Genomic DNA, 22,395 nt, shown 5'->3' with positions numbered 1-22,395 from the left:
CTCGGCGAGAGCAGGGATCGCCACGACCTCCTTCTTGATCGCATCGCTGCGATGGCAGTTGTATCACTGGACCGACACAAATCGTCGATCAACAGCCGCCGGTCCAGCTATCCGCGGGTGGCCCGCTGGACAAGCTCGCCATCGGGCACGATGCCGAGGTCGACGCGGACTTCGTCGATCTGGCCGGTGAAGTGCTGGGCGGGTACGCCGTACAGCAGGCCGCGGCCGATCGAGAAGCCGCCGGTCGTTGGCCACAGCGTGACGCCGCTGCGGCTGCCGGCGAACTGGCCGTTGACGTAGACCCGCAGCTCGCCGGCGGCGTGGTCGTAGACGCCGGTCAGGTGGGTCCACTCCCCCAGCACGGCGGTGACGCGGGATCGGGCGTAGACGAACTCGGCCTGATCGTTGTCCTGCGTCCACGCGCCGAACACCCACGTACCCAGCTCGGGGCGGTACTGCAGGGCGAAGCCACTCATGCGGGTGCCGTCCTGGGCCACCACCGCCTGCACTGCCGGCTCGTAGGTGAGCTTCACCCACGCCGACACCGTCAGGCTCGTCGGCGGGAGCACGCACGGGTGCTGGGCGGTCGCGGCGCCGTTGCCGGCCAGCGCAAGCGCCTTGCCTTTCGCGCCGTCCACGTAGGAGACAGGCCCGGCGGTGGTGGTCGGGTTATTCCGGCCGGACGAGTCCGTGACGGTCTGATCGTCGAACGTCCAGGACCCTCGCCCGACCGGGCCGGCGTCGTCGTACACCTTGCTCATTTCGCCGTCGCGCAGCGCCGTGCCGAAGGCACGTACCTCGTCGACGGCGCCCTGGAAGTGCAGGCTGTCGGCGCCCGCCCACTGGCCGTACGCGATGGTCAGCGGCCCGGTGGCGTTCTGGTTCCAGGTGTTCACGCCGGTCTGCGCCGCGGACAGTCGGCCGTTGACGTAAAGCCGCAGCTGGTGCAGCGTGTCGTCGTAGGCGAGCCCGAGGTGGGTCCATTGGCCCGGCAACACCCGCTCGGTGGAGAGGATCGTGGTCAGCGTGGGATTGGCGGTGTCCGCCGAGGTCGTCGCCGCCGCCCACCGGCCGCCCGCCTCGCGATAGAGGTAGAAGGCGCTCGCTGTGGCGCCCGCGTGGGCGAGGATCACCTGGTTGGTGGTGATGGTGGTGGCGCCCGGGTACACCCACGCGCTCACCGCGAAGCTTTCGCTGGTGGCCAGCACCGGCCCGGCAGTCCGCGCGCCCCCGCTGGTGCCGTCGAACTTGCCGGCGGCGCCCATCCGACCGGCGGTCCAGCCCGTGCTGCCGAGCATGGTGGCAACCGGTCCGGCACCGGAAGGATCCGCGACCGTCGTGCCGGTGTTCTCGTCGAAGCGCCACCGCCCCTTGTCCGGCGTCGGCAGCGGGCAGACCACGGGTTTCGCGATCGTGCCGCACTGCACCGGATACGAGCCGTACAGGTTGCTGATCCGGTCGTCGTCCAGCACGCCGCTGTACAGCCGCACGTCGTCGACCATGCCCGGGAAGTACTGCCCCGGGTTGCCGGAGGCGTCATTCGCCCGGCCGATCTGCAGTCCGCCGGCGGTGTGCCAGGACGTGAGGAGCGTGCCGTCGCCCTTGCGGGTGCCGTTCACGTACAGCCACAGCTTGCCGGTGGCCTTGTCGTAGACGCCGGCCAGGTGCACCCACGTGTCGAGGTCGGACGGGAGGACCGGTACCGCCGCCTTGGTGATGCTGCCGTCCGGCTCGGGCATCTCGAACACCCACACGCCGTCTACGTTCTGGCCCCGGTCACGCCAGTGCCCGAGCCGGAACTTGCTGGCGCCGCCCGCGGCGCCATCCAGGCTCACCGCGATCAGCTTGCACTCGAACGCGTCGGGCGCCGGTACGCAGGTGTTCTTGAGCCGTACCCAGGCGGCGACGGTGAAGCTCGTGTCCGTGCGGATGTCGACCCCGCCGGTGGCGAGCCGCCCATCCGTGCCGTTGAGCGACGCCGCGTTCCCCAGCCGCCCCGCCACCCGGCTGACCCCGCCCGTCACCGTGGCGGTGCGCTGGCCGACCGCGTCCGGGGACTGGTTGCCGCTCCCCTCGTCGATTCGCCAGTTGTGGGCCAGCGTCAGGTCCCGCCCGGCCATCTCCCTGATCTCCGGGGCGAACAGCACCCGCCCGTAGACCGCAACGTCGTCGACGGCACCTCTCATGCGGTTCTGCCGGTTCGCGTTCCACAGGCCGGCACCGATCTGCAGGCCGCCGGCGGGCTGGTTCCAGGTCTGCACGTGCGGCGTGGCCGTGCCGGCCGGCACCCCGTTGACGTACAGCGCAAGCTGCCCCGCGCCGGCGTCGTAGACGCCGACCAGGTGGGTCCAGACGCCGACCTGCGCGGGCGGGCCGTCCACCCGGTCCTGGGGGGCCTGCCCAGTCTCAGTGGCGGACATGCCGAACGCCCAGTGGCCGTTCGGCAGGGCCGACAGCTGGAAGGCGCTGACTGCAGTGCCGTCCTGGGACACCACGGTCGCGGTGCCGCCCACCTGGTCCAGCTTCGCCCAGGCAGCCACCGAGAAGCTGTTGCGCACGTCCACGGTGTGCGGCAGGCTCACGTAATCGGCGCCGCTGAGCTGCACCGCGAGGTCGGTCGGGTCCGGCGCGTCGCTCTGCCCGCCGGTCCACGAGGGCGTGCCGTTCAGCGTGCCAGCCCCGCCCCTGGTGCCGGCGGCGTTGCCGTCCAGCCGCCACTCCCCCAGCGCCACGTCATCACGGCTGACCACCGCCTGGATCTCCGCCTGGGGCAGGGCCCGACTGTACGCCCGGACCTCGTCCACCCAGCCGCTCCAGTAGGCACCCGGCGTCCCGTTCAGGCCGCGCCCGATCGCGAACGGACCGGCGGCGTCGAACCCGTCGAGTCGGCTGCCGGTGGCAGACAGCGCACCGTTGACGTACAGCCGGATCTGCTTGGCGTCGGCGTCGTACACGGCCGCCAGATGGGTCGGCACGTCAACGGACGCGGCCGTCGCGGACTGCACCGCCGGGCCGCCCGCGCCGGAGGCGTCCGAGCTCGGCGTGGTGAACTCCCACACCCCGCCGCCGGAGGCACGCTGCCGGTACCCCAGGGAGAACCCGCTGTTGGCGGTCCCGTCCTGAGAGAGCGCCGTGGCGAACTGCCCCGGTGCCGGTGCCTGATCCAGCATGACCCAGCCGGCGACCGTGAAGCTCTGGTCGGTGTGCACGGCCGGGCCGCTGGTGGCGGCGTAGTCGCCGGCACCGTCCAGCCGGACCGCACCGCCCACCGCGCCACCATCGGCGAGTCCGTCGCCGTCGCTGTCCCCGGTGAAGGTCGCATCCCCGTGCAGGGCCGCCATCTCGCCGCCGTCGACCTCGTTACGGCCGGTCGAGCCCGACGTCTCGTCGAACTTCCAATGCCCGGCCTGCACGTTGTCCGCACCGACCGCGGCCTGTATCTCCGCGTCGCCGAGCAGGCGGTCGTAGAGCTTCACCTCGTCGACGAGGCCCGGCCAGTAGTCGGCGCCGGCGCTGCCGTTCCACCTCACCCGTCCGATCTGGACTGGTCCGCCGGCGGCCCAGTCCGCGACGGCCCGATTGGCGGTACCGGCCAGCGTCCCGTTCACGTAGAGCCGCAGTTCGCGTGCGGTGGCGTCGTACACGCCGGTCAGGTGGGTCCAGACCCCGACCTGCGCCAGCTGGGCCGAGGCGGCCATGTCGGTGCCCTGGTAGGTGTCCTTCGACCTGGGCATCCCGAAGACCCAGTGGCCACCGTCCTCCGGCCGGTACCACAGCACGAAGCCGGGGAAATTGGCGGCGCTCTGGCTCACCACCGCCCGCGCGTACCCGCCGCTGTCCACTCTGGCCCAGGCGGAGACGACGAAGCTGGCGTCCGTACGCACCGTGTGCGGCGCGCTGATGTACCCGGTCAAACCGTCGAACCTGGCCGCCTGACCCACGGCGCCCGGCGCGTAGGTCACCCCGCCAGCGGCGGTGCCGTGCCGGTCGCCGAGGAACGCCTCGTCCTCGGCGTTGCCGTCCAGCGACCACTGGGCCAGCGGGCCGCTGCCGGCCCGGACGTAGAAATGGTGGACGGTCGGCTCACTGCGGTGCCCGGCCCGGTCGACGCTCTGCACAATCAGATCCCGTGGCCCGTCTCCGGGCGGGGTCAGGGTGACCCTCGCGGAGCCGCCCCGCGCGCTGGCCAACACCACGTTTGACGGCGGGTCGGTCCAGCCCCACAGGTAGTGATCCACGTCGTCCACCCCGGCCGACTTGAACTCGAACCGGCCGGGCACCCCGACACCCCCGTGCCACCGGTTGTCCGCGTCGTACGGTGTAGCGACCACCTCCGGCGGCACCGCGGGTGGCTCCTTGTCGACCACGAACGTGGTGCCCTGGGCCCATCCGCCGCCGTGCCCGGCGGTGTCCACGCCCCGCACCGCCCACTCGATGGTGGCGCCGTGCCGGTTGACCGTGCTGACGTTCGACGAGTGGGTGGCACCGCTGTTCTGGAAGGCGCTCGCCGTCTGGGTGGCGGCTCCGTTCACCTTGACCTGCCACACCGACTGCACCTGGTCGCCGTCGGGGTCGGTCAGGGTGGCCATCAGCCGTACGTTGTCGTTGCCGACGTACGGCACGCCGCCGCACCAGTGGCACGCCGTCAGCGGCGGGTCGGTCTGCAGGTTACGCGGTACGTCCGGCACCCGGTTGAAGTTCACCATGAGCTTGGCGTTGTTGTTGTACTTGCGCCACGCCAGCTGATCGCCCTCGTTGGTCGCCTTGACCAGGTACGTCGTGGTGCCGCCCGCGTTGATGATGCCGTTCACGTCGATCCCGACCCCGGCATAGCCGTTACACGCATGGGGAGACGAGAAGGTACGTGGGGTGCCTGTGCCACCCGGCTGGCGATTCCAGGTTGTCAGGTCGTCGATCTCGCTGCCCGCCAGATACACCTGCTGCTGGTAGGCGGTGCAGTTCGGGCTGTGCTCCACCGAGAGTTGCAGTGCGGCCGAAATGATCAGCCGGCCGGTAAGGAAACTGGTGTCGAACAACCAGTAGGTGCGTGCGGCGCCGATGCCGTTGCAGGTCCCATCGTCGTAGCATTGTCCGACCTGCGCTCGCCCATTCGGATCGCCGCTGCCGTTCGGATATCTCTGGTCCGGCTTGCCGGACAACACCGACGTCCAACGAGCCTTGTCCGCCGTGTGCCACAGCGGGTCGACGGTGACCGGATAGTGTGTCGCCTCGCCGGTCAGCAACGCCCGGTCCGGGCGCAGCACCAGCTCCCCGTTCTCCACAGACACTTCCACCTGGGCCGCACGCCGCGGCGACCCCGAGTCCCACATCCGAGACACCGGCGCGGCGAAGAGCACGGCACCCTTCGCGTCCCGGGCCTCCAGGATGCCGCCGCGGCCGGCGCGCACGCTCAGGCCGTGGGTGCGCAGGCCCAGCCGGATCGCGCGCACCGCCGGGTCGGCCGCCGCCACGCGGTTCTTGATCACCAGGTACTGCGCGTATCCGTCCACGTCGGCGGTCAGCCGCAGATCCACACCGGGCAGCACCTCCGGGTAGGTCGCGGTGCTTCCGTCCAGGGTGGGCGCAGGCAGGCGGCCCGGCCAGGTCAGCTCGAACCACTTGCCCTGCCGGCCGTACCGGACCAGGGCCGCCCGCGTCCCGCCGCCGGAGAACGTCAGGTCAACGGGCGCGGCTCGGGGCGCGACCGTGCCGTCGGCGCGCCGCTCCAGGTTCGTGTCCACCGTGGACCAGCTGCCGTCCGCATGCTTGGCCCGGACCGGCCGGCTGGTCAGCTCCGCCGTCATCGTGCCGTTCGGCTCGGCGTACACCGCGCGCGTCTCGGTGCGCAGGCTCACCGCCTCCACCCGGCTACCCTGCGCCCGCGCCGCGCGGAACGCCGCGCCCGGCTCGGGCGCCTCCGCAACCTTCACTTGCGCATGGGCGCGTGACGGACCGGAACGATTCGCGACCGCTGCCCCCACTCCTACTGCCGCCAGTACCGCCGTCGCAGCCGCGATGAGCCGTCGCGCCCGGATTCCCGCCACGTTTTCCTCCCCGAGTGCTGGACCAGGACGCCATCCTGGCAAGCGACGCCTTCACTTCAGCTTCATGTGACTAACCAGTGGTGAAGCACCCGCGCCCGCGCGGGTTCGCCTCGTTGATCTGAGCGACGGGCCCGGCTTCGGCCGGGCCCGTCACCGTCCGGTTCCTAGCGTCTGCCGCGCGGCACCACGAGGTAGCCGATGGCATGGCCCAGTGGGGTTCTGCTCTCGGTTCGGTGCCCCTCGCATGCCTGATCCGTGGAGACAAAATGGTCGCCGTTTGCGGGGATCAGACAGCGGTACAGCGGTACGGTCCCTGCCTTTGCCTGGTCGTAGGCGTATCCGACGGGGCCGAGTGGGAACTGTCCCTCGCATGCGGGGTCGCGGCTGAGCATGGTGTGCATGCCGACACGACATTCGAAAAGTGGCACGGTGCCGGCCACCTGGTCACGCCAGAGCTGCCAGGTGCGTTCGACGACGAACCCGGCGGGCAGCAGGCGCGAGGAAGCCCAGTGGCCGCGGGTGGGGTGGTAGCCGCGGACGAGCCGGGTGTACGGCAGCGTCTCGAACCCGCAGGAGAGCTGCGGTGGGTTCAGGTCGCTGCGGTTGGCCAGTGCCCAGGTCGCCCACGCCGGCTTGGCGATGCCGTCCGCGTTGCGCAGGCCGAGGGCGAGGCCGCCGGCCACCTCGTCGGGGTGGTCACGCATCCGGTGGTACACGTAGTTGCTGATGCCGGGAGTGGCGAGCACGTTGCGAAACGAGTCGCAGACGGCGGCGGCCTGCCGTGCTGGGGCGGAGGGTGCCGCGGAGCTGAGCCCGCTCTCGGTAAGCTGGATGTCCCAGGTGTGCGGGCGGGTGGGGTAGGTGGCGCGCAGCCAGCCGGCGAGCACGCCGATGTTGCCGTAGGTAACGTACGGGTAGTCGTCCGGGCTGCTGGCGGGGTCGCGCAGGTCCTTCGGGTACGGGTGGAAAGCCACCCGCCAGGCGCGGTCGCCGACCCGGGCGGCCAGGCCGCGCAGGACGGTCTCGCCGGCGAGGGTGGCATCGGCCGCGCCCGGGCGGTGCAGGGCGGTGCCGAACTGGTGGTCCAGCGAGATGAGCACCTTGGCGGTCGGCTGCTCGGCCACCACCCGGTCGTACGCGGCGGTGTAGTTGCCGGCAATCTCGTCCAGCCACCGGCCGACGTCGCAGGCGACGCCCTGGCCGCAGCCGATGTCGAACCAGGCGTTGGAGTTGACCTCGTTCATCACCACGAAGTCGGCGATGCGTCCATGGCCGCGCAGGCCGCTGTATCGGCTGGCGAGCATGCCGGCGAAGCGGCCGTAGTCGGCCGGGTCGGTCGGGGTGCAGAAGATCTCGAAGCCTGGCGCGGCCGGTGAGCATGCCTTGCCCTGCCGGGCCCAGACCGGCACGCCGTACCCGACGCCGGTGACCACGAGGCCCCGCGCGGTCCAGTCCGCGATGTCGACGTCGATCTGGGCGGGCACCGTGAAGCAGTACCCGTCGTAGGTCTCCTCACCCGCCGCGCAGGGCGCCGCCTTGCGGGTCGGCTGCCACTGCGCCCAGACCAGATTCATCGCCACGCCACCGGTGTTGTTGCCGGCGATCTCCGCCTTGTCCGGCCAGGAGTCCGGCTGGATCGCCTTGATCCGGTAGGCGTCGCGTTCCGGGTAGGGCAGCGGCGCCGCCGCCGCGACCGGCGCCGATCCGACAACCAGAGTGGACAGTAGGGCGAGCGCGGCCCCGGCCAGCACACGCGAGCGGCCGCTGGTCACAGATCCACTTAGAGATCGGGGTCGTTTGCGCATTTGCATGTCTCCTTCCACACCGATCCGGGTGCCGCTCGATAGGCGTTCATCGGGGCTTTTTCAATTGCGGACTGGTGCGCCCGATGTGGGTTTTGGGGTCGGCGAACTTGCCCGCCGCGGTGCCACCCAAGCCCAAGAGGTTGGCCGTGATTTTTAACCCTCTGTTCACGGCGAACGCGGTTACGCCGTGTCTCTTGGACGTGAAGAGGCCGTCGACCGCGACCAGCACGTAGCAGTCCGGTCCCGCCTTATTCGAGGCGCAGTTGTAGATGCCCTGACCAGTGGCGATCATCGTGGTAAGCACCGCGCCCACCACGCAGATCGGGTTCGGTATAAGCGCCGCGCAGAGCTGGAACCCGGCCGCGATGAGGTCCATATTCTCCCAGACCCAGATCACTGCCGGCCCCGCGATCTGCCAGTTGAACATGAGACCGTCCTGCAGCATCCCGAAGCCGCCCTCGTCGGCGTGCGGCATGAACGTGTCCTTGAGGATGTCGCCGGCCTTGTCCAGGTCCGTCCCCTCTCGGTCGTACGGCTGGTACGGGCTAGGCATGTCATACGGCTCGTACGGGCTGTACGGTCCGTACTGCTGGCGGGGCACGGCCCGGGAGTTGTAGCCACCGACCCGCCCGCGCGGCCCGTCGGCGCCGTTCCAGTCGTGCTGGGCGGCCCGGCTGACGGCCTTCTTGTTCGGCTTGGTCAGCTTCCCCTTCGGCTTGCTGTGCCTGGGCTTGGACAACTTCGACTTGGGCTGCTTGCGGAGAGCCTTCTGCACTCGATTGTTGGAGGCGTTGACCTTCTCGGCCGCCGCCGGAGTGCTACCCCAGCCGTAATCGCCGGCGAAGTATCGCCGGCCGTCCGGGTCGGACATCGTGACCGGGCTGTTGTTGGCGTACGCGTACGCGTTCAGCTGCTGCGGGTCGGCCGGGTCGGTGACCGGATCGACCGAGATGAACCGGCCGAGCTCCGGGTCGTACTCGCGGGCGTCGAGGTGGGTCAGGCCGGTGCTCTCGTCCTCGGTACCGCCGACGAAACCCCGCTCGTTGGGCCAGTCGGCCGGCTGCTCGCCGCGCGGGTTGCCGAACGGGTCGGAACGGCGCTTGGTGACCGTCATCGTGGCGGCGTCGATGACCAGGTCGGTGGTGCCGTGGTGGTCGTTGGCCAGCCAGGTCAGGCCGGACTCGGTCCGGCTGGCGACCGTCCGGTCGCCGTGTGTGTAGTAGCGGGTGGCGGCCAGCCTGCCGGTGCCACGCTCCAGTCGCAGTTCCTGCCCGTTCAGGTACAGGGTGGTCGCGGTCGGATCGCGGCGAAGTAGCCGGGCGCCGCTGGCGTCGTAGACGAACGTGGTCTTCTCGTCGCCGTCGCTCGCCATGGCCAGGCGCCCGGCTTCGTCCCAGGTCAACTGCTGGGTGCCGCGGACGGTGGCGTTGCCGGCGGCGTCGTACTGGAACGCCTGCGGCTGGGGGCCGGTGGTGGCGGTGACCGCGTGCGGTCGTTCGGTGCCCGGCGCCGGGTAGCTGTAGCCGGTCGTCGCGTCGCCGGTGGCCTTGTGTTCGACCTTGGTACGCCGGTTGCCGACCGCGTCGTAGATGTACGACTGCCAGTACGGCGCGGGTCCGGACAGCGTCTTCACGTCCGGCGCGGCGGTGCAGTCGGCGCCGGCCGGCGTCCATGCCTCGGTCAGCCGGCGCAGGTGGTCGTACCGGAAACACTGGCGGTCAGCTGTCTGGTACAGCGGCGTGTCCGCGACCGAAGTGACGTTGCCGGCGTCGTCGTACTGGTAGTGCACGTCGGACTGCATCGGCCTGGGCAGCTCCGAGTCCATGATGGACCGGTCCAGCCGGCGGGTCGCCGGGTCGAAGTACCAGGACTGCCAGACGCGCTTGGTGCCGGTGCCGAGTTGCAGCCGTTGCAGTTCGCCGTACCTGGTGTACTGGCTGTCGGCGGCGTATGTGACGGTCTGTCCCTCGGGTCCGCCGTAGGTGGTCAGTGGCTGGCCGGCGTCGTCGTAGGTGTGGAAGACCTCCTCCTCGAACAGCCCACCGATCGCCTGGTAGGTCTGTCCGGCCAGGCTGCCGTCCGGGTTGTACCTGGCCCAGGTGGTGTAGGTGCCGGCCAGCGGGCCCTCGGCCCCGGGGATGGTGACCGACGCCTTGCGCTGCTGATACCGCGCCGTGTAGGCGAGGACTTCGGTGGCGTAGCCGTGGCCCTGGGCGTCGTAGCTGGTCGCCTTGGCCGGCTGGCCCTTGACCACGCCGCCGAACCCGTCCGGCACGGTGTCGTAGGTCCACTCGGCCATCAGCCTGCCGGTGGCGGTGCCGATCCGGGTGCTGAGCTGTCGACCCAACTCGTCGTGGCGGTAGACGAGGGTCATGCCGCGAGCGTCGGTGGTCGAGTGGAGCTGCCCAGCCTCGTCGTAGGTCAGGGTGGATTCACCGCTGTCCGGGTGGTCGGTCCGGATCTGCCGGCCGCGCAGGTCGTACTCGTACCGCCAGGCGTTCCCGGCCGGGTCGGTGACTTTGGTGAGCTGGCCGGACGGGTCGTACTCGTACCGGGTCAGGTCAAAGTCGTTCCCGGTCGCGCTGGCACCGCGATACTGGCGCAGCTCAACAGTGTTGCCGCGGGCGTCGGTGACGGTCGCGGTCGGCGTACCGCCCGTCGGCGGGGTGACGTAGACGCGGTCACCACCGTAACGGGTGTAGCTGGTCCACCTCGGCGTCGCGCCGGCCTTGAAGATCGATTCGATTGGCCGGCCGGCGCCGTCGAACCGGGTCTCGGTCTGGCCCGGTATGTCCGCGTCGGAGGCGCGTAGCAGGTTGGCGTCCACGGCGCCGGTGGTGTAGTAGGGCCGGGTGGTCTTGTACGCCCGCCCTTGCGAGTCGTACCGGGTGTCGGTGACCTGCCGGCCGCCGCCGACCGCGGGCACCTGCACCTGGCGCAGCCGCATGTTGCCGTCATAGAGCTCATTGCCACTGATGTAGGTGCCGTTGGGGCCGATCTTGGTGGTGGTCACCACCGTGGGGCCGGTGCGGCGGATCTGATACGCGAACTTCTGCGAGCCGGCCGTGCCGCCGCTGCGCGGCCGGTCCGGCGTCCACACCTCGGTGACCCGGCCGAGCGGGTCGAGTCGGGTGTCGGAGCGCCGGTCGTTGACGTCGGTGACGGCGAGCGCCTGCCCGTTGGCCACCTCCAGCTGGCTGGTGGTGGTGAACCCCTTCGGGTCGGTCGCCACCAGCTGGGTGGTGGGGCCGCCTTCGGCCGGGGTGTACGCGGTCCGGGTCGTGCGGCCCAGCGCGTCGGCGGCCTCGATGGTTCGGCCGTGCACGTCGTATCCGGCGGTGGATTCCAGGGCGTAGACCGGCACGTTGTCGTTGAACCTGGACAGCACCTCGGTCCTCGTCTGGTTGCCACGCTCAGGGGCCACGCCCCGGTCCTGGCCGTCGTAGGAGGCGTACTCGTCGGAGACCGCGTCGTCCGGGAACGTCGGGGTGGCGGTGCAGGCGACAGAGACGGTCTGGGTCCGCGACGGATAGGAGATGAGCCACTTGCCGTTGTTGCGGGCGTACGTGGTGCGGGTGCACAGGTCGTCGTCGGCCGTGGCGGTGTCGCCCAGGTCGTCAACGGTGGTGAGCTGGCCGCGGTCGTCGTAGCCGGTCTCCACCCGGGTCTCCCGCCGGCCGCTCTCGGTCGTCGTGAACGTGCGCTGTACATGCGGCACGACCAGGTACGACTTCAGGGTGCCGCGGGAGGCGGTGGGGCCGGCCCCCCACGACGGCTCGTACATCGTCTTGTCCACCACGGTGTCGCTGTCGCCGAGGTACGTGATGGTCTCCAGCGGGACGGCCGACAGCCAGTCGTGGTCGCGGCGCCTGACCCGCTCGGAGTCCTCGATCTCGATATCCCGGGTGCCGCCCTGCAGATTGAGCCGGTCGCCGTCCATGCCGCGGTAGTACCGTTCGTCGGACATCGAGACCGGTCCGGCGGGGTCGTTCCTGGTGCCGTGCCGGATCCGCACCTTGCCGTAGCCACGGAACTCGTTCCAGGTCCGCTTGTCGGCGGGCGTGAACTCGGAGGTGTCGTAGTGCCAGGCGGCGCCGTCCAGGTACTGGTAGGCGAGCACCTCCTCCATGTTGGCGCTGACCATGTCGGAGAGCGTCACGGTCTCCACCACGTACTTGTGGAACCAGTCGGTGCGCGGGGCGTGCATCGGCCGGGCCCAGGTCGCCTGGAAGCAGCGCAGGGTGTTGGTGTACGCGTTGGCCGGCATCGACTGGCCGGGTTTGCAATCCGGTTCGGCGTACTTGACCGAGATGACTCCGCCGGACTCGGAGACGATGCCGGTGAGCCGGTACCGCAGCAGCGGCGAGAGGTTGTCCTCCTGGTACACCCGGTTCGGCAGCGCGGTGCCCTCGAACGTCACCGGTGGCAGCTCGGCGGTGCCGCCAACGAGCCCGGCGTGGACGATCGACTGGAGCCACAGGGCGGCACCCGGCTCACCGTCGCCCGGCCGCGGATACTGCTGGCCCAGCGTCCACCGATCCACATCGGTCAGGCTGCCGTCCTTGCGGACCTGGGTGGTGACGGTGGCGAGCCGCTTGGTCGTCCAGAACGTGGGTGCCGGCTTGTCCGTGCAGGTCGCTGCCTCGCACCGGTCGTTGAGCGGGGTGTCCGGCCAGTTCTCCGGCCGGTCGAAGGTGCACGTGCTGCCCGGCACGCACCGGTCCGCCACGCCGAAGACCACCTGCGCGGCGGGCATGCTGGACGCGGTCTCGTGCAGCCCGTACTCGATGCGATCGAGCCACCCGCCTCGGATGTACGGCACTGCGGCGGTGCCGCCGTTGACGCCGTACGAGTTGGTCTCCGTCTGGTAGGTCAGCAGCATCATGTTGCCGTTGGGGTCGATCACCTTGTCCAGGTTCCATCGCCACGGCATGGTGCACCGGGACGCCGCGAAGCCGGCTCGGTTGTTGCACGGCTCGTTCGCGTCGTCGCCGTACACCGGCACGGTCCACGTCGACTTCGACTCGGCTCGGGAGCCGAAGAAGTACTGCGTACCGTCCGGCGTGGTGATCTTCCAGGATTCGTTGCCGTTCTCCGGCCGGCCCAGCCGCTCGATCCGGGAGCCGTCGTCGGACTGCGTCCGCCACCTACCGTCGCCGTCGCAGCAGACCAGCTGGCCGCCGCCGTCCCCGTAGGACGCTGTCGCGTTGTCGCTGCGCCAGCAGAGGTCGCCGATGGTGGTGGACGGCACGGTGCCGCCCTCCTTGTCGTCGGCGCAGGCGCCGTAGGTTCGCTCTACGAAGCCGGGGTTGAGGTCCCACCCGTCGCCGGCCCAGGACGGCTGGTTGTTGGTGGCGCTGGTACGGCCGTCCACAGCCGACGAGGAATAGGTCAGGGCCAGATCCGGCACCAGGTCGCCGGGGACCGGGGGCACCCGGAGCGGGTACGCCCACTGGAAGTCGCCGGACTGGGTCGACACCGCCCAGTTGGCGGACGGCGACAGCGACGTGGCCGCCGAGGTGCCGGCGCCTTCCTTGGGCGGCAGCTTCGCCTGGTCGCCCGACAGGGCTCCCTCGGCGGCCTGGTCCTTGGGTCGGGTGCCCATCTGATCCGTGGTCACTGGCACCGGCGGCATCACCGGAAGGTCGGCGGACGGGCCGGCCGCCGCGGCCGGCGCCGGCCGTTCCACCGCCACCAGCAGCGACGCGGCGAGCACCATGGCGGTCGCGTACGAGATCCACCGGCGAGCTCTCGGTCTGCTCATGCTCTCCCCCTGCGAGTGTGGACGGGAAGAGCGTGACAGCGGCCGCCTTCAAATCGGCTTCACATACGCTGTGCCACACCGTCGGGGCCCTGCCACAGGTCCGGATACTGCTTGGGGTCCTGGTTGCAAGATCGGTCTGAGTGGGTCGTTGCGCCGCACAACAGCGCGTCGGCCAACACGAACAACGCATTTCGCGAGCGGCCAGACAGCGGTGGAACTTGCGCCGGAACGCGGCCAGCCGCACGACCTCGCCGGTTGTCCCGGCATCGTGCACCCTGATCACCGGACAGCCCTTGGTTCTTGATCTTCTTCCCCAGACAAGAGGAATGATCGATCAAGAGCTGTTCCCATGATCGGCCGGGGTCGATGCCACCGCCCGGCGGGTTAAAGATCGAGCTGGGGCGTCCTCTCGGACGCGATCCCCCGGCCGACGCCGTGATGGCCCGTGCCGATGCGCCACCAGTCCTTCCCGTCAGCCGCTTCTCCGGGCCAGAATTCCAGCAGGTCTCCCGGCGCGAGACCGAGGGCACGTTCGATCTCGCCGGGGGTGAGGCCTCGCAGGGAGTCGGACAGCGACCGGGTGAGCTCGAGCCAGTAGCCACGCAGCGTGGATTCGCTCACGAACAGTTGCTTGGCAATCTGGGCGTAGCTCAGTCCGCGGGCTCGGCCGTGGAGGATCTGGCGCTGGCGCTCGCTGAGCACGGTGATGCGGTCGCGCCGGACCAGAACCTCGAGTATCCCGATGACCGGCTGCGGCACCACGGTGCCGCCGGAGGCGACCTCGAGGACGAGTTGCTCCGCGCGGCCGGTCGGCAGCGCCTTGGAGACGACCCCGCTTGCACCCGCCGCGATGCACGCCGCGAGGACGAAACGGCGCTCCTCCTGACTGTAGGCGCAGACCCGGTAGCCGCAGACCGTCAAGGCGCGGATCGCGGCGATGCCCTGCCGGACGTCAGGCTGCTGCTCAAGGTTCGCCAGGTGCAGGTCGAGCACGACGACATCCGCCGTGGGGCGACGACGTACCAACTCCTCTACGGTCGCGAATGCCGCGACGACGTCCAGGGCAGGCATGAGCAGGCCGAACGAGTCGCGTATCAGCGACGCGTCATCGACGACCGCCACTGCGGGCCTCACGGCGTGTCCGCGAGGTCGTCTCGGCCGGTACGAACGGCCGCCGGCCCAGGGCCGGACGAGATCGTCACAGTCGTCCCCTCACCTGCCGCGGAGTCGATCTCGACGGCGAGCCCTCGTAGCCGGAGTTCGCCAACGACCACCTCGCCCAGCCCAACCCCGGCGGTCACCCCCGCCGGGTCGAAGCCCACGCCATCGTCGTGCACGGTCAGCGTCCAGCCCCCGTCCGCTCCCTGGTCGAGATGGATCACGACCGCATCTGCCCGGGCGTGCATCCGTACGTTGAGCAGCAGACTGTCGAGCGCGCGCTCGAGAGCCTCGGCTTGTGGGGCGGGAAGTCTCAGGTCGGCACCAAGGTCGAGCAACGCATCGACGGGCAGGTCGACGAACCGGTCGCACACCCGCTCGATCATCGCGGCAACGGCTACGGTGGGATCGGAACCGGCCGCCGTGTAGGCGGCGGCCCCATCCCCGTCCGGCGCTCGGCCACGCAGGTAGGAGCGCATGCGCCGTAGTTCCACCTCAGCCTGGCCGATGAGCCGGGAGCGCGAGGCGTCGGTCCCCGGCTCGGTGAGCAGGCGCATGACGGCGACGCCGTTGTGCAACATCACCTGGGCCCGTCGTTCCTCCTCGCGCCGTGCCAGCTCTGCCGCAAGGGCACGCGAGGCATCAGCATCGTGCGCGATACGGCGCGTGTATCCGACAAACATGCGCGCGACCAGCGCGTACACCACGAAGGTAAGGACGTTGCCGACGGCGGTCGAGGCCATTTCTCCCCCCACCTCGCCGCCGACATACATCAGGTAGCAGACGACAACAGCGAGGAGGCCGCCCGCCCAGAGAGCGCGGCTGCGGACACCGCCGATCGTGGAGCTGACCGACAGCGCGTAGCCCGGCTGGTACGCGACCCAACTGCCCATGCGCTCGCCGGGCAGCAGCACCACCGGCCCCAGGAGGAGCAACACACAGGCCAGCGCAAGGTCCGCCGCAGAAGCCGCCACACCGAGCGGGCGACGGCGCACGAGCGTCACCACGCTCACCGCGACCGCCGTAAAAGCCGCGGCGACCCAGCAGGCGAGGTAGACGACCTGGTGCGGCGACGTCGCCACGCCGAGGTGAACAGCGGGGATCATCTGGGCGACCGTGCCCAAGCGGACCCCCGCGATGAAGTACGAGAAGAGCCGCTCGACGCCAGCCCTGGTCGTCGGCAAATCCGCGACCCGCCACAGACCAGTCCGACCGCTCATGCTCCGTTACCTTTCAGCGGGCTCTAGTGAGCACACGATCGATAGTCCCCGCCTTGCGGTGGGACGGTCCCGGTCTGACCGGCGGATGCGGGCCGGGCCGGTGTCCGCACTGCCCGTTCGAGCACGACCGTGTACGAGACGTACCAGCGCCCGCCGTCGCGCCGGACAGTAGCGGACATGATCCGGGCGGTGCCGTTGTCGAGACGGCGGGCGAGCTTGCGGGCGGACCCGTGCAGCTTCACGAGGCCCAGCCGGGGCAGCACCACGTGCATCCGGTCCGGCTCGACCCGGATCACGCCGGTCGTGAACCGCACGCTCGGTGTGCTGCGGCGCCGGGACTTGAACCGGGGGAACCCGACCGGCGGCCCGGCTCGTTTCCCGGTCCGGGAGTCGACCCAGCCTTTCAACCCACGCGCCAGGGCGTCGAGACCGGTATTGAACGCCTCTTTGGAACACTCCTGCCACCACGGCGTGGCATCGTGCTTGGCGGCATTCCACGCCTTACGCAACGCGGGCAACGACCATGACAACGCCGGGGTGAGTTGATCGTCCGGGATCCCGTACGAACGCTCGGCCGCCCGCTGATCCATTACCGCCTTCACCCTGGCTAAAGCCCAGTTGTGCGCAACCCGGGCGGCCCCGGCGTGCGCCAGCACGGCCCGCTCCTGCGCCGGGGTGAGGTCAATGGCGTACCGGTACGCCTGGATGGTTTTCACCCCGGACCGCACGTGACGGCGTCGACCGCACGACGAGCGCGGTTCGCCGCCGCCCGCCGGCCGTACAGGCGGACGCACAGCGAACGGCCCCCTCGCGCGGCCCAGGCCCACACCAACTCCGCGGATTCGTTGGGTCACAACGAACCGGCAGAGGCCAATGATCATGCTAGCTCAGCAAACGGCAGTGACTCGGAGGGAAGCAACGGCATGTCGACATTGCCACCCACCTTTACCCGATGGCGGCGCCAGCCTGCGCTGGCCACGGTCGCGGCGATGGCAGTCCCAGCCTCCGTGCTCGTTGCCGTCGGGCCCGCTCAGGCCGCCGCGCCCACCCGCGCCGGAGTCGTCTCGGCCGCCCGGGCGGAGGTCGGCAGCTCCGAGGCCAACGGTGGTCGCCTGGAGTACGGGCCCGGCCGCACGTACGAGTGGTGCGCGATGTTCGCAGATGTCCACGGCTCGCCCGGCACGGGTGGACACGTGAGCATCAGGCGGTGAGAGCGCGGTGCCTCCGCCCGCGCACACGACGGGCGCACCTACGTTGATGGATGACGGATCGACGTACCGCTGGTGTCTCCGGCGTGTCCGGCGGGGCGAGATCGACTTCCGCCTGCCGCACCGGTAGGCAACCGGGTCCGACGGCCGGCCGCGTCCCTCAGTCGCTGACAGCGTGACCTGTTCGGGATTGCTGTTGCTCGGTACGGGCACCCTCGTATGGCCTCTGTCACCTACAAATGACCATTTCGGAAGTCATCGCGACGATAACGCTTCCCATGCTAGGCCGTGTTGCGGTTTCCGGCGAGTTCTACCCGAATCGGCAGTCTTTCCTCGTTGGCAAGCTGCGGAAGATAGAGGAGCAGTCTATGGCACGCCACACCGGAATGGCTAACGGCCAGGAAAATTACCATGATCGGGAGGCGGAAGTGCGGTCCTACACGGACAGCGCTACCGTAGATGTGTGGATCGCTGATCTCCGGATGGCTGACTCGCCGCGTCTGCATGGCGTTGACGATGACCATGTCCGACTGTTGGCGGAGGTGCAGGATCAACTGCCGCCGATCCTGGTGCATCGAGCAACAATGCGCGTCATCGACGGTGTGCACCGATGCCGGGCGGCTCAGCTACGCGGTCGTGTGCAGATCGCCGCACGGTTCTTCGACGGGTCGCCGGACGATGCGTTTCGGGTCGCAGTCGAGGCCAATGTGAGGCATGGTCTCCGACTCAGCCTTGCTGAACGGCGGACCGCCGCAGCCCGAATCATCCGCACCAACCCCGAACTGTCCGACCGCCGCATCGCCACCACCGCTGGTCTTGCGGCTCGCACGGTCGCGGCGATCCGGGCCCGCACAGTGGGCGCCGAGGCCGCCGTCCGCGTGGGCAAGGACGGGCGCGCGCGACCGCTGAACACGGCGGAGGGACGGCGGATCGCCGGCCGCGCCATCATCGAGCGACCCGACCTCTCCCTTCGGCAGATCGCCAAGGAAGCCGGCATTTCGGTTGCGACAGTCCGCGACGTGCGGGCGCGAGTCCAGTCCGGTGAACAGCCGGCACCGGTCGGTGTGGGCGAACGCGTACCCGGAGACGTCACACAGCTGCACCCGAGAGGCCCTGGTTCCGCCGGCACTCGGGCCCAAAATCCCGCCGGAGCGTCACCCCCACAGCGTGGCGGCCTGGCGCAGCTTTCCGACCCGCTGGTGATCCTCAAAGGCTTGCAGCGCGACCCTTCCCTCCGCTACACGGAGTCCGGGCGTAGCCTGTTACGTTGGCTCAACTCGTCAGGCATTGCCTCGGCCAAGTGGCGAGACGCGCTGAGAACCATACCGCCACACTGCGCCATCATGATCGCAAGGATCGCACGCCGGTACGGCAACGAATGGATCACGTTCGCCGATGAACTGGAACGACGCGACAGGGCGTCCAACACCAACTACGAACTGTCCGAGCTGGCCTAACTGACACCGGCCGGCAACTGTGCGACTGCGGGCTTCCTCAGTCGCACAGCCAACCGGCTGGGCCATCACCTGAAGGAATCGGCTGCCCAGCTTCCGCCGGGCCACGACCGGTATCCCACTGGGGGCAGCCGGTCGTGGCACCTACGACGTCCTGCTACCAGTTCGGGGGGAGATAGTCAGACTTGGACACCCCGTAGTCGCTGCTCTTGTTCTTGAGGTGGTAGTTGGCGCCGCAGGCCGCTTTGGAGTATCCCCCAATGCCCACGGCAGAACCGTAGAAGTACTTCTTCAAGGTTGAGTTGTTGTCGTGGGTGCAGTTGGCCCAGGCGCGGTAGAAACCCGTGCCGGCCCTACACATGACCCCATAGCTGGCGGACCCGAGGGTGCCGTTGCAAGTCGAAGGCAGCGCCTGCGCCGGCGCCGCGGTGACCGCCACCACACCGAAGGTCGATGTGGCGGCAAGGGCCAGGGCGACCGCGATCCGTTTCACGGTGCTGTCCCTGCGGCCCGCTCCATTTTCTCTCTGATGCACCTCTGTTGATCCCTCTCCGCCGGTTCGGCTGATCCTGAGTTCGGCTGGCGCCCGTAGATCCTGCGACCCATCGCGTGTCCCGTCAAGGATGCCGATGACCGATACGGTACGGATGCTACAAAGCACCTTCCACGCGTACCTGAACCTTGAAATGCCCGGCGGAGTCCGCCATCATCCTCGCGCCGAGACGCCTCCTGATCCAGGACCCTGGACGCCCTCACGCCGTCTTCATCGAGTGCCACTACCGTGACCCGTTCCACGTCGACCCCGCGTGCAGCAGAGTGCCTGTCGAGGATTCCGCCAGCAATCATTTCTTTACGCAGAGAAACCGTCGATCTCAGGCCGCCCAGGCTCTAGCGTGCGTCGACGTGTAAGGGGAATTCGGTGAAGTTTGGAATACTAGGTGCCCTGGCGGTGTGGCGGGCGGGCGAGCAACTCGACCTCGGTACGCCCAAGGCGCGGATGCTGCTGGCGGTTCTGCTGTGTCAAGCGGGTAATCCGGTCTCGGAAGAGCAACTGGCGTTGGCGTTGTGGGGAAACACTCCTCCGAAGAGTGCCACCAAGAATATGCAGACGTACGCCCACCGACTCCGTAGGCACCTTGGCGACCCGGCGCGCGTGGTGCGCGAGGGCTCCGGCTACCTGGTGCCGGCGCTGCGGGAAGAGCTGGACGCGACGAAGTTCGAGCATCTGGCGGCCGCGGGGCGGGCGGTGGCCGCGAACGGTGAGCTGGAGGAAGCGAGCCGCCGGTTGCGGGAGGCACTGAGCCTGTGGCGTGGGCCCGCGTTCGCCGGCATGACCGACGTTCTGGTGCTGGCCGCCGAGGCCGCGCGGCTGGACGAGGTCCGCCTGTCGGCGTTGCAGTCGCGGATCGCCGTCGACCTCAGGCTGGGCCGCCACGCCGAGCTGTTGGCCGAGCTGACCGTGCTTACCAACGAATACCCGCTGCGGGAGGGGTTGCGGGCGCAGCTGATGCTGGCGCTGTACCGCTGCGGCCGGCGGGCGGACGCGCTCGCCGAGTACACCCGCGCCCGCAGAGCCCTGATCGAGGAGACGGGGCTGGATCCGGCCGAAGAGCTGCGCAACCTGCATCAGAGGATGCTCACCCAGGACCCCTCACTCGATCTGGCACCATCCGCAACAGCGAGGATCACGGGCTTCCCGGGTGGACCGAGACCGTCGGTCGTCCCGCGTATGCTTCCGCCGGCGCTCGGGGACTTCGCCGGCCGGAGTCGTGAGGTGGCCGGAATCGAGGAGACGCTCGGCGAGGAGCGTGCCGCAGAAGACCCGACCGCGGCGGTGGTGGTATCGGGCCGTGGCGGTTCTGGGAAGACCAGCCTGGCGGTGCAGGTGGCGCACCGGCTCCGGCTGGCGTTTCCGGGTGGGCAGCTGTTCGCGAAGCTGGGCGGTGGTCGGCCGCAGCCGCTCACTCCGTACGCGGTACTCGGCCGCTTCCTGCGGGCGCTCGGCGTGCCGCCGACCGCCGTCCCTGATGACGACGACGAACGGGCAGAGCTGTACCGGAGCCTCTTGGCCGCGCGACGGGTGTTGGTCGTGCTGGACGATGCGCGGGACGAGGGACAGGTGGCGCCGCTCCTGCCGGCGAGCGGGACCTGCGGGGTGATCGTGACCAGCCGATTCCGGCTCGGCGGGTTGGCCGGGGCACACCGGGTGGAACTGGGTGAGCTCTCCGACGCCGACAGCGAGGCACTGCTGCGGACCATGGCTGGTGACCGGCTGACCGCATCCGCGCGTCGGGACGTACAGACGCTGATCAGGCTCTGTGCCGGGCTACCGTTGGCGCTGCAGGTCACGGGTTCGCTGTTGGCGGCCCGGCCGCACTACCGGGTGGCCGACATGGTCGCCCAGCTGGACGATGCCCGGTACCGGCTTGATGGGCTGCGCTATCGAGGGCTGGGCGTGCGGACAAGCTTCGCGCTGAGCTACCGAGGGCGATCACCCCAGGCTCAGCGCCTCTTCCGTTTGCTCGGGCTGCTGGACGCGCCCGACTTCGCGGCCTGGGCCGCCGCCGCCGTCCTGAACGCCACGGCCTCGGTTGTGCAGCCGCTGCTGGACGAGCTGGTCGACGTGCATCTGCTCGACATTGCCGCGACGGCCGAGGGGCACGTGCGCTACCGGTTCCACGAGCTAATCCGGATCTACGCGCGTGAGCTGGCCGAGGCGGAGGAGCAGCCCAGCCTCTTGGGGGCGGATCGCGCACTCCGCCGGCGATCCGGCGGGTGCAGGAAGCGCCAAGGATCGCTACCGCGTGTCGGTGTACGGCCTGTGCGACTGAGAAAATCCGCAGTCGCGCAGCTTGCCGACCGACTCAATCAGGCTAACTCGGACAGGTCGTAGCCGGTGTTCGGCACCGTGTCGCGCCGCTCCAGCTCATGCCGTACCAGCGTGCGATCCTTCCGAGGACGCGGGAGCCTGGGCGGTGGAACCGGTTGCCGGTCGGCAGGCCGATGGTGGCGGGGCGGGAGTCGGTTTCCACCCCGCCACCAGGCAGTTGGCCACAGGTCAGGCGGTGAACTTGTCCAAGGCCAGCTCGATGGTGCGGATGTCCGGCGAGCCGTACGCCTTCATCGTCTCCTTGTTGTAGGAGATAAAACTCGGACAACGGGCTGCCGGGGCGTTGACCCGGCCCCCGTCCGCGATCTTCTCACCGGTCCGCGCCACGTAGAGCGTCAGCGTGTAACGCAACGAAACGTAGTCCACCGTGACCGACTTGCCGTCGCGCTCCTTGTATTGACACTTACGGGACTCCCCCTCGCTGCCCTCGTCAAAGCTGAGACAGCCGACCACGGATACCTTGGCCCAATCAGCGGTCTTGGCGTAATACGCCTTGTCGAAGCCAACCGACTTACTCAGCCAGGACTGCGGACGCTCCGGCGAGTTGCCGAACGTGTAAACCTTGGCGCCCTTCGCCTCCGTGTACGCAGCAGCGTTGAGAATCGAGCCACCGTCACACACCGATGAGAAATCGCTGGATGTACGGGCAGCCACCGCATTGTTGTTCTCCGGCTGCTCCGGCACCGAAGACCGCTCGGCCGGTGGCTCCCCACTCGGATCCGCCGATCCGCTCGCCCCCGCCCCGGCCGGACAGGGTCATTGCGTTCTGAGATAACTGCTGGTCACCACGGTGATGAGGTCGTGTGGACGATGGCTGGCACGTCGGGTGGCACGGGCGATGTTGGTCTCGCC

General features: G+C 69.4%; 11 protein-coding genes. 3 read left to right on the top strand and 8 right to left on the bottom strand.

Going from position 1 to position 22,395, the window contains the following annotated elements:
* Window positions 1-107 precede the first annotated feature (107 nt).
* From ACIRG9_RS20545 to ACIRG9_RS20520, 6 genes are all read right to left on the bottom strand, one after another.
* Window positions 108-5,930, bottom strand: coding sequence for a LamG-like jellyroll fold domain-containing protein (locus ACIRG9_RS20545; protein ID WP_402857984.1), 5,823 nt, complete (start codon window positions 5,928-5,930; stop codon window positions 108-110).
* A 278-nt stretch (window positions 5,931-6,208) separates the two neighbouring features.
* The gene (locus ACIRG9_RS20540; RefSeq protein WP_402857981.1) at window positions 6,209-7,816 is read right to left on the bottom strand and encodes a DUF5722 domain-containing protein; all 1,608 of its coding nucleotides are present in this window, start codon (window positions 7,814-7,816) and stop codon (window positions 6,209-6,211) included.
* A 79-nt stretch (window positions 7,817-7,895) separates the two neighbouring features.
* Window positions 7,896-13,613 carry an RHS repeat domain-containing protein gene (locus tag ACIRG9_RS20535; protein WP_402857978.1) on the bottom strand — a complete coding sequence of 1,906 codons (5,718 nt, stop codon included), beginning with the start codon at window positions 13,611-13,613 and terminating at the stop codon, window positions 7,896-7,898.
* Window positions 13,614-13,997: 384 nt separating this feature from the next.
* Complete coding sequence (locus ACIRG9_RS20530) at window positions 13,998-14,735, bottom strand: LuxR C-terminal-related transcriptional regulator (protein ID WP_402857975.1); 738 nt, start codon at window positions 14,733-14,735, stop codon at window positions 13,998-14,000.
* Window positions 14,736-14,743: 8 nt separating this feature from the next.
* Window positions 14,744-15,991 carry an ATP-binding protein gene (locus ACIRG9_RS20525; RefSeq protein ID WP_402857972.1) on the bottom strand — a complete coding sequence of 416 codons (1,248 nt, stop codon included), beginning with the start codon at window positions 15,989-15,991 and terminating at the stop codon, window positions 14,744-14,746.
* A 23-nt stretch (window positions 15,992-16,014) separates the two neighbouring features.
* On the bottom strand, window positions 16,015-16,707 hold the full coding sequence (locus ACIRG9_RS20520; RefSeq protein WP_402857969.1) for a helix-turn-helix domain-containing protein: 693 nt from the start codon (window positions 16,705-16,707) through the stop codon (window positions 16,015-16,017).
* Window positions 16,708-16,980: 273 nt separating this feature from the next.
* Between ACIRG9_RS20520 and ACIRG9_RS20515 the strand changes: the two genes are divergently transcribed.
* Together ACIRG9_RS20515 and ACIRG9_RS20510 are read left to right on the top strand one after the other, a co-directional pair.
* Window positions 16,981-17,202: a hypothetical protein gene (locus ACIRG9_RS20515; RefSeq protein WP_402857966.1), complete on the top strand. Its 222-nt coding sequence runs from the start codon at window positions 16,981-16,983 to the stop codon at window positions 17,200-17,202.
* A 236-nt stretch (window positions 17,203-17,438) separates the two neighbouring features.
* A complete protein-coding gene (locus tag ACIRG9_RS20510) occupies window positions 17,439-18,656 on the top strand; it encodes a ParB N-terminal domain-containing protein (protein WP_402857963.1) in 1,218 nt (405 codons plus the stop codon).
* A gap of 154 nt (window positions 18,657-18,810) precedes the next feature.
* Here ACIRG9_RS20510 and ACIRG9_RS20505 read toward each other — a convergent pair whose 3' ends face one another.
* Window positions 18,811-19,146: a hypothetical protein gene (locus ACIRG9_RS20505; protein WP_402857960.1), complete on the bottom strand. Its 336-nt coding sequence runs from the start codon at window positions 19,144-19,146 to the stop codon at window positions 18,811-18,813.
* Window positions 19,147-19,602: 456 nt separating this feature from the next.
* Here ACIRG9_RS20505 and ACIRG9_RS20500 point away from each other — a divergent pair, with 456 nt between their 5' ends.
* Window positions 19,603-21,546, top strand: coding sequence for a BTAD domain-containing putative transcriptional regulator (locus tag ACIRG9_RS20500; RefSeq protein ID WP_402857957.1), 1,944 nt, complete (start codon window positions 19,603-19,605; stop codon window positions 21,544-21,546).
* Between the two features lie 165 nt (window positions 21,547-21,711).
* On the opposite strand, the gene ACIRG9_RS20495 is transcribed toward ACIRG9_RS20500, so the two are convergent.
* A complete protein-coding gene (locus ACIRG9_RS20495; protein ID WP_402857954.1) occupies window positions 21,712-22,227 on the bottom strand; it encodes a hypothetical protein in 516 nt (171 codons plus the stop codon).
* Window positions 22,228-22,395 lie beyond the last annotated feature (168 nt).

The organism is Micromonospora sp. NPDC093277 (genome assembly GCF_044765245.1).
Taxonomy (GTDB): Bacteria; Actinomycetota; Actinomycetes; order Mycobacteriales; family Micromonosporaceae; genus Micromonospora.
The sequence above is the reverse complement of the archived record's forward strand: the minus strand, read 5'-3'. Positions and strand labels throughout refer to the sequence as shown.

Bases quoted from the DNA above. Each gene is read 5' to 3' on its own strand.
- ACIRG9_RS20535 (WP_402857978.1), bottom strand. From the start codon at position 13,613: ATGAGCAGACCGAGAGCTCGCCGGTGGATCTCGTACGCGACCGCCATG.
- ACIRG9_RS20525 (WP_402857972.1), bottom strand. From the start codon at position 15,991: ATGAGCGGTCGGACTGGTCTGTGGCGGGTCGCGGATTTGCCGACGACC.
- ACIRG9_RS20515 (WP_402857966.1), top strand. From the start codon at position 16,981: ATGGCAGTCCCAGCCTCCGTGCTCGTTGCCGTCGGGCCCGCTCAGGCC.
- ACIRG9_RS20510 (WP_402857963.1), top strand. From the start codon at position 17,439: ATGACCATTTCGGAAGTCATCGCGACGATAACGCTTCCCATGCTAGGC.